Origin of the sequence: Pseudaestuariivita rosea, from assembly GCF_017592335.1 — a bacterium.
Taxonomy (GTDB): Bacteria; Pseudomonadota; Alphaproteobacteria; order Rhodobacterales; family Rhodobacteraceae; genus Parasulfitobacter; species Parasulfitobacter rosea.
Genome location: NZ_JACNMP010000019.1, coordinates 12,556 through 27,862, shown reverse-complemented (window position 1 = coordinate 27,862; position 15,307 = coordinate 12,556). Strand labels below are relative to the sequence as shown.

General features: G+C 57.8%; 14 protein-coding genes. All 14 read left to right on the top strand.

Annotated elements, in window-relative coordinates:
* The first annotated feature begins 65 nt into the window (after nt 1-65).
* From bchF to hemA, 14 genes are read left to right on the top strand one after another with little or no spacing between them, the layout of a single operon-like run.
* Nucleotides 66-545, top strand: a complete 480-nt coding sequence (bchF, locus tag H7848_RS13095) for a 2-vinyl bacteriochlorophyllide hydratase (RefSeq protein ID WP_208352246.1) — start codon at nt 66-68, stop codon at nt 543-545.
* A complete protein-coding gene (locus tag H7848_RS13090) occupies nt 542-1,834 on the top strand; it encodes a ferredoxin:protochlorophyllide reductase (ATP-dependent) subunit N (RefSeq protein ID WP_208352243.1) in 1,293 nt (430 codons plus the stop codon). Before bchF ends, H7848_RS13090 begins: the two co-directional genes overlap by 4 nt.
* On the top strand, nt 1,831-3,360 hold the full coding sequence (gene bchB / locus H7848_RS13085) for a ferredoxin:protochlorophyllide reductase (ATP-dependent) subunit B (RefSeq protein ID WP_208352242.1): 1,530 nt from the start codon (nt 1,831-1,833) through the stop codon (nt 3,358-3,360). The genes H7848_RS13090 and bchB overlap by 4 nt, the downstream gene beginning before the upstream one ends.
* Nucleotides 3,350-6,901, top strand: a complete 3,552-nt coding sequence (locus tag H7848_RS13080; RefSeq protein ID WP_208352238.1) for a magnesium chelatase subunit H — start codon at nt 3,350-3,352, stop codon at nt 6,899-6,901. The genes bchB and H7848_RS13080 overlap by 11 nt, the downstream gene beginning before the upstream one ends.
* Before the next feature lie 17 nt (nt 6,902-6,918).
* Nucleotides 6,919-7,815, top strand: coding sequence for a ferredoxin:protochlorophyllide reductase (ATP-dependent) iron-sulfur ATP-binding protein (bchL, locus tag H7848_RS13075; protein WP_208352235.1), 897 nt, complete (start codon nt 6,919-6,921; stop codon nt 7,813-7,815).
* Complete coding sequence (bchM, locus tag H7848_RS13070) at nt 7,815-8,498, top strand: magnesium protoporphyrin IX methyltransferase (RefSeq protein WP_208352233.1); 684 nt, start codon at nt 7,815-7,817, stop codon at nt 8,496-8,498. Before bchL ends, bchM begins: the two co-directional genes overlap by 1 nt.
* The gene (locus H7848_RS13065; RefSeq protein ID WP_208352231.1) at nt 8,495-9,931 is read left to right on the top strand and encodes a PucC family protein; all 1,437 of its coding nucleotides are present in this window, start codon (nt 8,495-8,497) and stop codon (nt 9,929-9,931) included. The genes bchM and H7848_RS13065 overlap by 4 nt, the downstream gene beginning before the upstream one ends.
* Nucleotides 9,932-9,952: 21 nt before the next feature.
* A complete protein-coding gene (gene puhA, locus H7848_RS13060) occupies nt 9,953-10,723 on the top strand; it encodes a photosynthetic reaction center subunit H (protein ID WP_208352230.1) in 771 nt (256 codons plus the stop codon).
* A 12-nt stretch (nt 10,724-10,735) separates the two neighbouring features.
* The gene (puhB, locus tag H7848_RS13055) at nt 10,736-11,368 is read left to right on the top strand and encodes a photosynthetic complex putative assembly protein PuhB (protein WP_208352229.1); all 633 of its coding nucleotides are present in this window, start codon (nt 10,736-10,738) and stop codon (nt 11,366-11,368) included.
* Nucleotides 11,369-11,373: 5 nt separating this feature from the next.
* The gene (gene puhC / locus H7848_RS13050) at nt 11,374-11,838 is read left to right on the top strand and encodes a photosynthetic complex assembly protein PuhC (protein ID WP_208352228.1); all 465 of its coding nucleotides are present in this window, start codon (nt 11,374-11,376) and stop codon (nt 11,836-11,838) included.
* A 15-nt stretch (nt 11,839-11,853) separates the two neighbouring features.
* On the top strand, nt 11,854-12,150 hold the full coding sequence (locus tag H7848_RS13045) for a hypothetical protein (RefSeq protein WP_208352227.1): 297 nt from the start codon (nt 11,854-11,856) through the stop codon (nt 12,148-12,150).
* Complete coding sequence (gene acsF / locus H7848_RS13040; RefSeq protein WP_208352226.1) at nt 12,147-13,268, top strand: magnesium-protoporphyrin IX monomethyl ester (oxidative) cyclase; 1,122 nt, start codon at nt 12,147-12,149, stop codon at nt 13,266-13,268. The genes H7848_RS13045 and acsF overlap by 4 nt, the downstream gene beginning before the upstream one ends.
* A complete protein-coding gene (puhE, locus tag H7848_RS13035) occupies nt 13,268-14,074 on the top strand; it encodes a putative photosynthetic complex assembly protein PuhE (protein WP_208352224.1) in 807 nt (268 codons plus the stop codon). The genes acsF and puhE overlap by 1 nt, the downstream gene beginning before the upstream one ends.
* A complete protein-coding gene (hemA, locus tag H7848_RS13030; RefSeq protein WP_208352222.1) occupies nt 14,071-15,285 on the top strand; it encodes a 5-aminolevulinate synthase in 1,215 nt (404 codons plus the stop codon). The genes puhE and hemA overlap by 4 nt, the downstream gene beginning before the upstream one ends.
* Nucleotides 15,286-15,307: the final 22 nt, after the last annotated feature.

Below are 15,307 nucleotides of genomic sequence, written 5' to 3'. Positions count from 1 at the left end.
TTTTAATTGACACTTTTGTTAAATCCCGCCACGCTGCAATTATACCGCTTGTCAGGGAGTCGGTTATGCAGCAGCGCCAAACTACGGGTGGCACGGGCGCCAGTCTTTACACCGCAGAAGAACGCATCCGACGTGATGGAACCGTTTGGACCGTGGTGCAGGGTGTCTTGGCCCCACTTCAGTTCATTGCCTTTATTATCTCGCTTATCTTGGTGGTGCGTTACCTTTGGGCCGGGGCGGGATACGAGGCCGCGACCATCTCGATCGTCATCAAAACCGGGTTTCTCTATCTGATCATGGTCACAGGCGCGATCTGGGAAAAAGTCGTCTTTGGCCAATATCTGTTCGCGCGCCCCTTCTTTTGGGAAGATGTGTTCAGTTTTGTCGTTATCGCTCTGCACACTGCCTATCTCTGGGCGCTTTGGGGGGGCAGTTTAGACCCGGTGCAACTGATGATCCTCGCGCTGGCTGCTTATGCCGCATATGTCATCAACGCCGGACAATTCCTGCTGAAGCTGCGCATGGCGCGGTTGGAGGCAGCATGAACGATCAAGCCCCCATCACCGGTTGCGCCGATACACCCGTTCTGAAAGAACGCGGCCAACGAGAGGTGTTTTGCGGTCTGACCGGTATTATCTGGCTTCACCGCAAGATGCAGGATGCGTTTTTTCTGGTCGTTGGCAGCCGCACCTGCGCGCACCTTTTGCAAAGTGCGGCCGGTGTGATGATTTTTGCCGAACCACGCTTTGGCACCGCCATTTTGGAAGAAAAAGATCTGGCCGGACTGGTTGACGCGAATGACGAACTGGACCGCGAAGTTGCTCGGTTATTGGCGCGTCGCCCTGATATCAAACAGCTTTTTCTGGTGGGGTCTTGCCCTTCTGAGGTGATCAAACTGGATCTGGCCCGCGCGGCTGAAAGGCTTAGTGAAATCCATGCGCCTGATGTGCGTGTGATCAATTTTTCGGGCTCGGGGATCGAGACGACCTTCACCCAAGGCGAAGATGCCTGTCTGGCAGCGCTTGTCCCGCAACTGCCCGCCACCGATGCCCGCGAACTGTTGCTGGTCGGCGCGCTGCCCGATGTTGTCGAAGACCAGGCGATGCAGCTTTTGTCCGACATGAGGCTAAACAATATACGCGTGCTGCCCGCGGGCCGCGTGACCGACGAAACCGCCGTTGGTCCGAACACGGTTTTCGCACTGACACAGCCGTTTCTGGGTGACACCCATGCCGCGCTGATCCGCCGTGGGGCCCGCCATATCGCGGCGCCTTTTCCATTCGGGGAAGAGGGCACAACCGCCTGGCTGCGCGCCATCGCCGATGAGTTCGACGTGGATCAGGACACCTTCGACCGTGTCACTGCAGCGCCTCGCGCCCGGGCACGCAAAGCCATTCAGGCCCAAGCGGCGGTCCTGAATGGCAAGTCGATCTTTTTCTTTCCTGACAGCCAGTTGGAAATACCACTGGCCCGCTTTCTGACACGCGAATGCGGAATGCAGGCGCTTGAGGTCGGTGCCCCCTATATTCACCGTGATCTGGTTGGCCACGATCTTGATTTGCTACCCGCCGGTCCCGTCATCAGCGAAGGCCAGGACGTCGATATGCAGCTGGATCGCTGCCGTGCTGCGCACCCCGATCTTACCGTCTGCGGTCTTGGTCTGGCCAACCCGCTTGAAGGCGAAGGTCTGTCCACCAAGTGGGCGATCGAACTGGTTTTCACGCCCGTACACTTTTATGAGCAAGCCGGCGATCTGGCGGGCCTTTTTGCGCGCCCCTTACGCCGCAAATCTCTGCTGACTGGCTTTCATCCCAACATGCAGGCCGCAGAATGAAGTTGACCGTCTGGACATACGAAGGCCCGCCCCACGTTGGCGCGATGCGTGTCGCAACCGGCATGAAAGGCCTGCATTATGTGCTGCACGCACCGCAGGGCGACACTTATGCCGATCTGCTGTTCACCATGATCGAACGGCGCGATCACCGGCCACCTGTCACCTACACCACCTTTCAGGCGCGCGATTTGGGCAGTGACACCGCGCATTTGTTCAAGGACGCTTGCCAGCAAGCCTATGACCGGTTCAAGCCCGAGGCGATCATCGTCGGCGCCTCTTGCACCGCCGAGTTGATCCAGGACGACCCCGGCGGTCTGGCTGAAACGCTTGGCCTGCCGATCCCGGTGATCCCGCTGGAACTGCCAAGCTATCAGCGCAAGGAAAATTTCGGCGCGGATGAGACGTTCTTTCAGATCGTCCGTCATCTGGCCCGTCCGATGGAAAAAACGGCGCAGGTCAGCTGCAATATCATTGGCCCCACGGCGCTTGGCTTTCGTCACCGCGATGATATTCAGGAACTGACCGCGCTGCTGTTCGATATGGGTGTGCAGGTCAATGTCGTGGCCCCAATGGGTGCGTCCCCATCGGATATCGCGCGCATGGGTCAGGCGCATTTCAATGTGCTACTGTACCCCGAAACCGCTGAGGCCGCCGCGCGTTGGATGGAACGCGAATTGGGTCAACCGTTTACTAAGACTGTGCCAATTGGCGTCGGCGCGACCCGCGATTTTCTGGCCGAAGTCGCCGCGATCACAAGTCTAAGCCCACAGGTCGATGACAGCCGCCTACGTTTGCCGTGGTGGTCCAGTTCAGTGGACAGCACATATCTGACCGGCAAGCGCGTCTTTATCTTTGGCGACGCCACCCATGTAAAAGCCAGCGCACGCATTGCCCGTGATGAAATGGGGTTCGAGGTCGCAGGCATTGGCTGTTACAATCGCGAATTCGCCCGCGATATACGCGCTTTGGGCAAAGAATTGGGCGTCGATTCTCTGATCAGCGACGATTATCTGGAAGTCGAACGCGTGATCGAAGAACTGCAACCCGAAATGATCCTGGGCACGCAGATGGAACGCCACATCGGCAAACGCCTGGGCATTCCCTGCGCTGTGATTTCTGCGCCGGTTCATGTGCAGGATTTTCCTGCGCGGTACTCCCCGCAAGTCGGTTTCGAAGGCGCGAATGTGATCTTTGACACCTGGATACATCCGTTAGTCATGGGGCTGGAAGAACACTTGCTGCACATGTTCCGCGATGATTTTGAATTTCATGATGAGGCAGGTCCAAGCCATCACGGCGGGCATATGCCAAAAGATATCGCAGCTGCAGCTGACCCGCAGAAAACAGTTCTGCTGGAGGATGGAAACGTCATTTGGCTGGATGCGGCAGAACGGGAACTGAAGAAAATTCCATTCTTTGTCCGCGGTAAAGCCAAACGCAATACTGAGAAATTCGCATCAGAAAAAGGCGTTAATCAGATCTCGGTCGAGACACTTTACGAAGCAAAGGCCCATTATGCGCGATAGTTTGGATCATATCGGATATCGCATCGTGATCGTCACGCTTGACAGTCACGCCGCTGGCCCTGCGGCGCGTGTGATGCCGAAACTGGCCGAAGATTTTCCGGGGCTGTCCATTTCGATCCATGCCGCCGCCGAATGGGCGGAGGCCCCCGCAGCCTTGGCCGAGGCGAAATCGGCGGTTGCGCATGCCGATGTCATCATCTGTAACCTGCTGTTTATCGAAGAGCATATCAACGCCATCCTGCCTGACCTGAAGGCCCGGCGCGATGCGTGTGACGCCGTGATCGGAATGATCGCCGACCGCCAGATCGTCGAACTGACGAAGATGGGCGATCTGGATATGTCGAAGCCGGCCTCGGGTGCGATGCAACTGCTGAAAAAGCTACGTGGATCGGCCAAGCCCTCGGCCAGTTCCGGCGAAAAGCAGATGAAGATGCTACGCCGCTTGCCGAAAATTCTGAAATTCTTGCCTGGTAAGGCCCAGGATCTGCGCGCCTGGTTCCTGACGATGCAATACTGGCTGGGCGGGTCCGACGATAATGTCGAACAGATGATCCGTTTTCTGGTGTCGCGCTATTCCAGCGATGCGACGTGGCGCAAGGCCGAGGCCAAAGCGCCAATTGATTACCCTGAGGTTGGGCTCTATCACCCCAGCCTGCCTGACCATCACATCACGACCGATCTGGCCGAACTGCCCGTCCCGGACAACCACATCGCCACGGTTGGTTTGCTGATGCTGCGGTCTTACATCCTGTCATCCGACTGCGCCCATTACGATGCGGTGATCGCTGCATTTGAGGCGCGTGGGCTACGTGTGATCCCCGCCTTTGCTGGCGGGCTGGATGGTCGGCCCGCGATTGAGACCTTCCTGCAAGGCCAAGTCGATGCTGTGGTTTCGCTGACCGGGTTTTCACTGGTGGGTGGCCCGGCCTATAATGACAGCGACGCGGCGGTCGATACGCTGAAGATGCTGGATGTGCCCTATATCGCAGCCCACCCGCTTGAGTTTCAGACCCTTGCGCAATGGGCCGCCAGCGATGGGGGACTGGGGCCGGTCGAAACGACGATGCTGATCGCCCTGCCTGAGATCGACGGCGCGACAAACCCCACTGTGTTTGCGGGTCGCCATGGCGCTGACATTTGCCAAGGCTGCGACCGGAAATGCGAAGCGGTCGCACACAATAAAGCCATGGCACCTTGTATTGAGCGGATCGAGATGCTGGCGGCAAAAACCGAAAAGCTGGCACGGCTGCGTAAGTCGAAAGTCGCAGATCGGACCGTTGGAATCGTCCTGTTCGGGTTCCCGCCTAACGCCGGGGCCGCGGGAACGGCGGCTTATCTGAGCGTATTTGAGTCCCTTCACAACACCCTGCACCGAATGAAAGCCGAAGGATACGACGTTGATCCCCCAGAAACGGTCGAGGATCTGCGCGCCGCGGTCCTGAAAGGCAACGCCGAGACCCTGGGGCAAGAGGCTAACGTGGCCGCCCACGTCAGCGCCGATCAGATCGTCTCAGGTACCCCTTGGCTGGATGAGGTCGAGGCGCAATGGGGCCCCGCACCCGGTCGCGTCCAGACCGACGGTCGCGGCGTCTTTGTTCTGGGCGCGCAGTTCGGCAAGGTCTTCGTCGGCGTCCAGCCCGCCTTTGGCTACGAAGGTGATCCGATGCGGCTGCTGTTTGACAAAGGTTTCGCGCCGACACATGCTTTTACAGCCTTTTACCTGTGGCTGAAAAACACGCTGAAGGCCGATGTTCTGCTGCATTTCGGGATGCACGGCGCGCTGGAATTCATGCCGGGCAAACAGTCGGGCCTGAATGGCCGTGATTGGCCCGACCGGCTGATCGGCGACATGCCGAATGTGTATCTTTATGCCTCAAACAACCCCTCCGAGGCGACATTGGCCAAGCGTCGCAGCAATGCCGTGACGGTGACGCATGTGACGCCTCCGCTGGCGGCCTCGGGTCTGTACAAAGGGCTTGCTGAGCTGAAAGACAGCCTGACACGATGGCGCGCACTGGCACCGGGTGCCACGGAACGCGATGATCTTGCAGCGCTGATCGCAGATCAGGCGACGGCTGTGGATATTGATGAACATGACCCCGACAAGCTGTGGCTGACCTTGCTGGAAACAGAAGATGCGCTGATCCCTGACGGGCTGCATGTGGTGGGTCGCCAGATCAGTGATGACGAGGTTGAAGAACATCTGCGGGTCATGGCGGATACCGACGATGCCACCCGTGAAGAGGTGCGAGCCCATCTGCAAGGTGACGCCGAGTTGACCGGCCTGATGCGCGCTTTGGGCGGGCATTTCACGCCACCTGTGCCAGGCGGCGACCTGATCCGCTCGCCCCAGGTTCTGCCTGCGGGGCGCAACATCCATGCTTTTGATCCATTCCGGATGCCCACGGCCTTTGCCCTGCAAGACGGCGCGAAACAGGCGCAACTGTTGCTGGACGCGCAAGAGACGCTGCCGCGGACCATCGCGCTTGTGCTTTGGGGCAGCGACAACATCAAGTCCGACGGCGGGCCGATTGCACAAGCCTTGGCCCTGATGGGCGCTAAGCCCCGGTTTGACAATTTCGGTCGGCTGGCGGGCGCGGATCTGATCCCGTTAGCTGAATTGGGCCGCCCGCGCATTGATGTGGTGATGACCCTGTCTGGTATCTTCCGCGATCTGTTACCGTTGCAAACCCGGATGCTGGCCGAGGCCGCTTATAAATGTGCCACCGCCGATGAACCAACAGACCAAAATTTCGTTCGCGCACACACATTGGCCTATGCCGATCAAATGGGCGTCGATCTGGAAACCGCCAGTCTGCGTGTGTTTTCCAATGCCGAAGGGGCCTATGGGTCGAACGTCAATCATCTGATCGATAGCTCGGCCTTTGGGGACGAAGACGAATTGGCCGACGCCTATGAGGCCCGCAAAAGCTTTGCCTATGGCGTAAACGGCAAGTCCAGCAAGAACGCCGCACTTCTGCAAAAGGCGTTGAAAGACGTCGATGTGGCCTATCAGAATCTGGAAAGCGTAGAACTGGGTGTAACCTCGGTTGATCATTATTTTGACACTCTGGGTGGCATTGCGCGCGCCGTGAAGCGGGCTAAGGGTGGCGTTGAACCTGCAGTCTTTATTGGCGATCAGACCCGTGGCAGCGGCAAGGTGCGGACACTGCAGGAACAAGTGGCGCTGGAAACCCGCAGCCGCAGCCTGAACCCGAAATTCTACGAAAGCCTGCTGAAGCATGGCCCCGAAGGCGTTCGCCAGATCGAGGCGCATGTCACCAATACAGTCGGCTGGTCGGCTACCACGGGTCAGGTTGATCCGTGGGTCTATCAACGCCTGTCGGAGACATTCGTTCTGGATGACGAGATGCGGCAACGGCTGGCCGATCTGAACCCGCAGGCCTCAAGCCGCATGGCGAACCGTCTGCTTGAGGCCAGTGATCGCAATTATTGGACCCCGGACGAAGGCACGCTTGAGGCACTGCAAAACGCAGCCGACGCGCTGGAAGACCATTTGGAAGGGATCGCGGCCGAATAGCCGCGCAAGGAGGAACGATGGCACTTGATAAAATACCCCCCATGCTTCGCGGCGAAGACGGCGAGGGGTCCGTGCAGGTGCATCAGGATGCCTCGATGAAAATCGAAGGGGCCAAGGTCTTTTCGGTCTATGGCAAGGGCGGCATCGGGAAATCGACGACCTCGTCCAATCTGTCCGCGGCCTTTTCTGTTCTGGGCAAGCGCGTGTTGCAGATCGGCTGTGATCCGAAACACGATAGCACGTTCACCCTGACCGGAACCTTGGTGCCCACGGTGATCGATATATTGAAAGAGGTCGATTTTCACGCCGAGGAACTGCGCCCCGAAGATTTCATGTTTGAAGGTTTCGGCGGCGTCCAATGTGTCGAGGCGGGCGGGCCCCCTGCGGGCACCGGCTGTGGTGGATATGTCGTGGGTCAGACCGTCAAGCTGCTGAAACAGCACCATATGCTGGAAGACACCGATGTGGTGATATTCGACGTGTTGGGCGACGTAGTCTGTGGTGGCTTTGCGGCCCCGCTACAACATGCTGACCGCGCGCTAATCGTGACGGCCAATGATTTTGACAGTATCTATGCGATGAATCGGATCATTGCAGCCGTTCAGGCGAAGTCCAAGAATTATAACGTGCGACTTGCGGGCTGCGTCGCGAACCGCAGTCGCGAAACGGACGAAGTCGACCGTTATTGCAAGACTGTGGGCTTCAACCGCATTGCTCACATGCCTGATCTGGACGCAATCCGCCGGTCACGGCTGAAGAAAAAGACCCTGTTCGAGATGCCTGATGAAGAAGACATCGTGCAGGTGCGCAAGGAATACGTGCGGCTGGCCGAAACATTGTGGAACGGGACTGAGCCTTTGGCACCCGCCCCACTGCCAGACCGCGAAATCTTTGAATTGCTGGGGTTTGACTGATGGCAAGCTATGATCAGACGCGCAACCGGCTTGAGACCTATTTTGATCGCACCGCCGCAAAAACATGGGAGGCACTGACGTCAGACGCGCCCGTGTCCAAGATCCGCCAGACGGTCCGCGAAGGCCGCGATACCATGCGTGCAGCGATGTTGGCGCAATTGCCCGACGATTTGAACGGCGCACGTGTGCTGGATGCCGGTTGTGGGGCCGGGCCGATGTCCTTTGAACTGGCCAAACGTGGCGCGGATGTTCTGGCCGTCGATATTTCGCCATCTCTACTTGATGTGGCGCGCGCCCGGACGCCCGACACACTTAAATCGCAGATCAGATTCACAGCCGGCGATATGCTGGACCCGGATTATGGGTCATTTGACTATGTCATCGCGATGGACAGCCTGATCCATTATCGCGCCGATGATATTGCGAATGCATTGGCAAAACTCGCGCCGCGCACCCGTGAAAAACTGGTTTTCACGATTGCCCCCAAGACGCCGTTCCTGACAGCGTTCTGGCTGATGGGTCAGGCCTTTCCACGCAAAGATCGGTCACCCCAAATCGTCCCGCATTCCGAAACCGGGCTGGCCAAAGCCATGAAAGCCGCCAAAATTTCCGACCAACCCCGCAAAGTCACGCGCGTCAGCCGCGGCTTCTATATCTCGCAAGCGATGGAGGTCGCCGTATGACAAAACCTCTGTCCCCGTTTGTGCGCATGACGACCAGTATTCTGCCTTTTGCTGATGCTGCGTCCAAAGGTCTGCCAATGGGACAGTTGTTGCGCCTGTCACTGTTTCAGGTGTCTGTCGGCATGGCTGCGGTTCTGCTTCTTGGCACGCTGAACCGCGTGATGATCGTCGAACTGTCGGTCCCGGCGATGATCGTGGCCTTCATGATCGCCATCCCGGTTCTGGTCGCCCCTTTCCGCGCGCTGCTTGGCTTCCGTTCGGATACACATCGCAGTGCTTTGGGATGGAAACGCATCCCCTACCTGTGGTTCGGTTCGCTTTGGCAATTTGGCGGGTTGGCGATCATGCCGTTTTCCTTGCTGGTTTTGTCCGGCCAACAACAGGTTGGACCCACCTGGGCGGGCGAAGTTCTGGCCGCGCTTGCGTTCCTGATGACAGGTCTTGGGATGCATATGACGCAAACGGCAGGCCTGGCGCTGGCCGCAGATCGGGCTGATGATGAAACCCGCCCGCGCGTCGTGGCGCTGCTTTATGTCATGTTCCTGATCGGCATGGGGATCAGCGCACTGGTCATGGGATACTTTCTGCGCGACTTCGGGCCATTCCGTCTGGTGCGCGTTGTGCAAAGCGCGGCTTTGGTCGGGATTTTGCTGAACCTTGTGGCCCTATGGAAACAAGAAAAACTGGCCCCCATGACCAAGGCACAGCGCGAAGAGCCGCGCCCCAAGTTTCGTGATGCCTGGGCTGATTTCATGGCGGGCGGATCAGCCGGTCGACTGATCTTTGTCGTCTTTATCGGCACGATGGCCTTTAACATGCAGGACGTGCTGCTGGAACCTTACGGCGGCGAAATTCTGGGGCTGTCGGTCAGCACGACTACATTGCTGACGGCCATGTGGGCCGGGGGGGCTTTGATTGGCTTTGGCCTTGCCGCGCGGTGGCTGTCAAAAGGTATGAACCCCTATCGGATGGCAGGCCGAGGCTTGCTGGCAGGACTTGCCGCCTTTTCGGCTGTCATTTTTGCGGCGCCCATGATGTCGCCTGCCTTGTTCTTTGCAGGCAGCGGTGGGATCGGCTTTGGCGGCGGGCTGTTCGCCGTGGCCACCCTGACCGCTGCCATGACAATGCCCGCCACAGGGAAAGCGGGCCGCGGACTGGCCCTGGGCGCCTGGGGTGCGGCGCAGGCCACAGCAGCCGGCCTGTCGATCGCGATTGGCGGCACAATCCGCGATGTGATCAACACCGCTGCTTTGAACGGGTCACTGGGCGAGGCAATGGCCACACCCGCCACAGGCTATTCGGTCGTCTATCATACCGAATTGGGCCTTATCTTCATTACCCTGATCGCACTGGGCCCCTTGGTGCGCAGCGGGGAAACCAAACCACACACCAAAGGAAACCATCAGATCGGGCTGGCGGATTTTCCAACATGACCACCGGATAAGGAGGATAAAATGGAACAGACTTTCTTCGGTGAATTCGACCTTGCCAGTCTTGCGATCTGGCTATTCTGGGGCTTCTTTGCCCTGCTGATCTATTATCTGCAAACCGAAAACATGCGCGAAGGCTATCCGTTGGAAGATGACGACGGAAATGAGGCCGCCAATCAGGGTCCGTTCCCTGTCCCATCGCCCAAGACTTTCAAAATGAACCACGGTCGTGAAGATGTCACTTTACCTGGGCCAGACCGTCAGGCGCGCCATGATCTGGCGCTTGAGCGGACGTCGCAGGCCAACGGGTTCCCCTTTGTCCCAACAGGCGATCCGATGCTGGACGGCGTCGGCCCTGCGTCATGGGCCAATCGTCAGGACGCGCCCGAGCTTGACGGCAAAGGCCACCCCAAGATCGTACCCATGGCCAGCATCCCAAGTTTTGGTGTTTCAGCAGGTCGTGATCCACGTGGACTACCGGTACAGGCCGGTGACCTGGAAATCGTGGGACGCGTGACCGATATGTGGGTGGACGAACCGGAACAACTGGTCCGGTTTCTGGAATTCGAACTTGACCCCGCATGGGGCGAAGGCAAACGGCTGGTGCCCATTCAGATGGTGCGGATCAAGAAAGACCGCATCAAGATCCGGTCTATCTTCGGCAAGCATTTCGCGAATATTCCGATGATCAAATCACCCACTCAGGTCACGATGTTAGAGGAAGAAAAGATCATGGGCTACTACGCCGGTGGTACTCTTTATGCCTCTGACGCGCGGCTGGGGCCACAGCTGTAAACGGAGGGTACCATGCCACACGACGATTTCGCCTTTGAACCCGTAAAGGGCCTGCCGGAACGCCCGCCCCAGGATGAGGAAATCCTTTGGCAGGGCAGCCCGAACTGGTGGGCGCTGGCCAGGGAAAGCCTCAGCCTGAAATGGGTGGCGGGGTATTTCGTGTTCCTTGCGCTTTGGCGGTTTGTTGTCGTGGTTGATCTGATGCCCTTGGGCCGTGCCATCCAGACCTCTGTTCCATTTCTGGTGCTGGGCGCGATCGCCTGTGGCTTGCTGACCCTGATTGCCTGGGTCCAGGCCAAGGCCACCGTTTACACCATCACCAACAAGCGTGTTGCCATGCGAATTGGCGCCGCGCTGACGATCACATTGAACCTTCCTTATCGCTGCATCGGTGCAATGCAGCTGGACTTGCGAAAATCCGGCACTGGTACAATTGCCATGCAGACCCTGGGCGATACGCGACTGTCTTACCTGATGTGCTGGCCCCACGTCCGCCCGTGGCGGATGGCCCGTACTGAACCCGCGCTTCGCTGCATCCCTGACGCGGCCAATGTTGCAAAACTGCTGGCCAATGCAGCCGAAGCGCGGGTGGCACTTCCCGAAATCACACGCATGCCCATGCCAGACGTTGTCGCAGCGGAGTAAATGATATGGAACTGACACCCGAACAAAAACTGGTTCAGCGCGACAAGGAAATGATCCCGACTGTATTGGTACGGGCGATGTTCGGGCTGACCCTTCTGTGCCTTCTGATCGTGGTTTACGCCCGACTGACGGATCGCCCGCTTGAAGCAATGCCACCAGAATCGGCCCTTGTGCAGGAACGGGTGATCGTGCTGCAGGGCGATATGTCGGGCGCGGCCAAAGTCACGGATACCGAAGGAAATTTGATCGCCGACCTTGATCCAGCGCAAGGCGGCTTTGTGTCAGGTGTTTACCGTGTTCTGGAACGAGAACGCACAAAACATCGCGTCGCGCTGGATGCACCTGTCAGACTGGTTCGTTTCGAAAACGGTCGTCTGATGATCTTTGATGACACCACCAATTGGCGTGCAGACCTGATGGGGTTTGGCGCAGACAACCACGCAGCCTTCGCCAAGCTGCTGGTCCAGTAACGAAAGGGAACCGCGATGGGACTATTGACCCGAGAAAAAGAGACAGCACCTTGCACCGTCGAGATAAGCCATAAGTTCGACAGCCTTCATGCACACGTCCGCTTTAACAACGGGGCCGTAATTTACCCTGGTGACGAAGTGCTGGTACACGGACCCGAGATCATGGCGCCCTATGGCGAAATCGTCAGCGAGGACCGCACCGCAACGATCACCCGGGCCAGTGGCATTGAACGCCTTTGGACACGCATGACTGGTGATTTCGAATTCATGGAACTTTGCGAATTTTCCTTTAGTGAGGAGGTCACGCTATGAACGTCCAGACCCCTGAAAAACTCAACGGCAACCATTCCGACCTTTCGCGCCACGGCACGACCGAAGACGTCCTCTCATCCGAGGCCGCAACCGATATCGCGATGCAGGATACCCTGCTGACACCGCGCTTTTACACAACCGATTTTGACGAGATGGATGCCATCGACGTCAGTCCGGTGCGCAAAGACTGGGATGAATTGATCGACGAAATGGTCAGCGATCCGAACAAGGGCCACTTCAAAAAGAATGACGATTGGGATCATGTCGACTGGGACGGGATGGAACCCGAACTGAAAAAAGAGTTCATCGACTTCCTGATCAGTTCCTGCACGGCTGAATTTTCGGGCTGTGTGCTGTACAAGGAAATGAAGCGGCGCGGGTCAAACAAGGATATCACGCAGCTGTTCCAGCTTATGGCGCGGGACGAGGCGCGCCATGCCGGTTTCATCAACGACGCCCTGCGCGAAGCCGGGATCGCGGTGAACCTGGGCTTTCTGACGCAAAAGAAGAAGTATACCTATTTCCGGCCCAAGTTCATCTATTACGCCACATACCTGTCCGAAAAGATCGGCTATGCCCGCTATATCACGATCTTCCGTCACCTGCAGGCCAATCCTGATCAGCGGTTCCACCCGATTTTCAAGTGGTTTGAGGAATGGTGCAACGATGAGTTCCGCCATGGCGAGGCTTTTGCCCTGTTGATGAAGACCGATCCCAAGCTGACAAGTGGCGGGAATGTGTGGTGGATCAAGTTTTTCCTGACCGCGGTTTATTCCACCATGTGGGTACGCGATCATCAGCGCCCGGTGTTCCATCAGGCCCTTGGTGTTGATCCGGCCTGGTACGGGCAAGAAGTCTTCCGCAAGACATCCGAGATCAGCAAACAGGTCTTTCCGATCACATTGGATATCGATCACCCGCGCTGGATCCCGAACCTTGAACGCCTGCAGGACGCCAATGTGCAAATCGCCGAAGGCAAGGCGCAGGGCGGAATTGGCGGTATGCTGAAGCGGACAGCTGGCATGGCCAGGGCCGCCCGCGCGTTCATTGCGCTTTACACCATTCCGTCGGTGCCAAACGCAGTGCCTGCCAATACACGGTTGGAGCCCGCCTACTGATGTTCGCGTCGCCCTGGATCGCCGCGCTGTCCGCGCTGTTTCTCTGGTGGTTTTCCACCGGGGCGATCCTGTGCGTTGTCAAACATGCCGACCGGCGTAACGAACCGGCGCATCTGGCAGTCGTGCTGTTTGGTCTGCCGGTTTTGGCCGCGGGTATCGTCGGGTTCTGGGCCAGCCTTGGCCTGGAAACCGTCTGGGGGTCCTATCTTGGCTTTATCTCGGCTCTGGCTGTTTGGGGCTGGATCGAACTGGCATTTCTAACGGGTGTCATAACAGGCCCCAATACCATGGATTGCCCCGATGACATCCCCGAATGGCAACGCTTTATCAGGGCATGGGGCACCATCGCCTATCACGAGATGTTGTTGATTGCAGCACTTCTTGCCATGGCATGGGCCGCCTATGACGCTGCAAACGGGTTCGGTTTCTGGACCTTTGCCGTGCTGTTTTTTGCGCGCATCTCGGCCAAGCTGAACCTGTATCTGGGTGTACGCAAGATCAATACCGAGTTTCTGCCCAAACCCCTTGGCCATCTGCCCAGCCATTTCCGTATCGCGCGGCTGAACTGGCTGTTCCCGATTTCGGTAACCGGGCTGACTTTTGCCGTGGCCTGTTGGCTGGAACGACTTTACTCAGCCTCTACCGCCCATGACATTGCCGGATTTGCACTGCTTTCCGCAATAACCGCGCTTGCGCTTTTTGAACACTGGCTCATGGTGCTTCCCTTGCCAGACGAAAAGCTGTGGCAATGGATGTTGCCAAAAACAAACAAAAACACTCTGACGACCCAAAGGACAGCTCAATGACGTTTGATGCCATCTTTAACGCCCAACTTGATCAACTGAAACAGGAAGGAAACTATCGCATCTTTGCCGAATTGGAACGGCAATGCGGTCGGTTTCCACGCGCCGCCGATCACACCGATGGCGCGCCCAAGGACGTCACGGTCTGGTGTTCAAACGACTATCTGGGTATGGGCCACCACCCTGCTGTGATCGAGGCGATGGTGCAGACGGTTGAGGCCTGTGGCACCGGCGCGGGCGGCACGCGCAACATCTCGGGCACGAATATTCATCATTTGCGGCTAGAGGCCGAACTGGCCGATCTGCATGGCAAAGAGGCGGCACTACTGTTTACCTCAGGCTATGTGTCGAACTGGGCGGCCCTGTCGACGCTTGGCGCACGATTGCCCAATGCTGTGATCCTGTCGGACAGCGAAAACCACGCCAGCATGATCGAAGGCATCCGCCATTCCCGCGCCAATAAGGTGATCTGGAAACACAACGATGTCGAAGATCTTGACCGCAAACTGGCCGCCTTGCCCGCCAATGCAACCAAGATCGTCGCGTTTGAATCCGTTTATTCCATGGATGGCGACATCTGCCCCATGGCCGAAATCGTCGAGGTTGCCGAAAAACACGGCGCGATGACCTATCTGGATGAGGTCCACGCGGTGGGTCTTTACGGCCCGCGCGGCGGCGGCATTTCTGAACGCGAAGGGCTGGCCGATCGCATCACCCTGATCGAGGGAACGCTTGGTAAGGCATATGGCGTTGTTGGCGGCTATATCTCAGGCTCAACAGCACTCTGTGATTTTATCCGCAGTTTTGCCAGCGGCTTTATCTTCACCACCGCCCTACCCCCGGCCGTTGCCGCGGCGGCCAAGGTGTCCGTCGCCCACCTGAAAACGTCAGACATGGAACGCGCCCGGCAGCGTCAACAGGTCGCCAAACTGCGCGCCCGGCTTGATGCACATGGCATCCCGCATCTGCCCAACGACAGTCATATCATTCCGGTGATGATCAAAGACCCGGTCAAATGCCGCCAAATCGCCGATATCCTGATGCAGGACTACGGCGTCTACGTGCAGCCTATTAATTATCCGACCGTGCCGAAAGGCACCGAAAGACTGCGGTTTACACCCGGACCATTGCACACTGACGCTGACATAAATCATCTGGTCAAGGCGCTGGCTACCTTATGGAAACAATGCGCCTTGGCCCATGCTGTCGCATAAATATACCAATTTGCATGAAAAA

What these genes read in the sequence shown, in the direction of transcription:
- bchF (WP_208352246.1), top strand. Translation starts at nt 66, where the DNA reads ATGCAGCAGCGCCAAACTACGGGTGGCACGGGCGCCAGTCTTTACACC.
- H7848_RS13090 (WP_208352243.1), top strand. Translation starts at nt 542, where the DNA reads ATGAACGATCAAGCCCCCATCACCGGTTGCGCCGATACACCCGTTCTG.
- bchB (WP_208352242.1), top strand. Translation starts at nt 1,831, where the DNA reads ATGAAGTTGACCGTCTGGACATACGAAGGCCCGCCCCACGTTGGCGCG.
- H7848_RS13080 (WP_208352238.1), top strand. Translation starts at nt 3,350, where the DNA reads ATGCGCGATAGTTTGGATCATATCGGATATCGCATCGTGATCGTCACG.
- bchL (WP_208352235.1), top strand. Translation starts at nt 6,919, where the DNA reads ATGGCACTTGATAAAATACCCCCCATGCTTCGCGGCGAAGACGGCGAG.
- bchM (WP_208352233.1), top strand. Translation starts at nt 7,815, where the DNA reads ATGGCAAGCTATGATCAGACGCGCAACCGGCTTGAGACCTATTTTGAT.
- H7848_RS13065 (WP_208352231.1), top strand. Translation starts at nt 8,495, where the DNA reads ATGACAAAACCTCTGTCCCCGTTTGTGCGCATGACGACCAGTATTCTG.
- puhA (WP_208352230.1), top strand. Translation starts at nt 9,953, where the DNA reads ATGGAACAGACTTTCTTCGGTGAATTCGACCTTGCCAGTCTTGCGATC.
- puhB (WP_208352229.1), top strand. Translation starts at nt 10,736, where the DNA reads ATGCCACACGACGATTTCGCCTTTGAACCCGTAAAGGGCCTGCCGGAA.
- puhC (WP_208352228.1), top strand. Translation starts at nt 11,374, where the DNA reads ATGGAACTGACACCCGAACAAAAACTGGTTCAGCGCGACAAGGAAATG.
- H7848_RS13045 (WP_208352227.1), top strand. Translation starts at nt 11,854, where the DNA reads ATGGGACTATTGACCCGAGAAAAAGAGACAGCACCTTGCACCGTCGAG.
- acsF (WP_208352226.1), top strand. Translation starts at nt 12,147, where the DNA reads ATGAACGTCCAGACCCCTGAAAAACTCAACGGCAACCATTCCGACCTT.
- puhE (WP_208352224.1), top strand. Translation starts at nt 13,268, where the DNA reads ATGTTCGCGTCGCCCTGGATCGCCGCGCTGTCCGCGCTGTTTCTCTGG.
- hemA (WP_208352222.1), top strand. Translation starts at nt 14,071, where the DNA reads ATGACGTTTGATGCCATCTTTAACGCCCAACTTGATCAACTGAAACAG.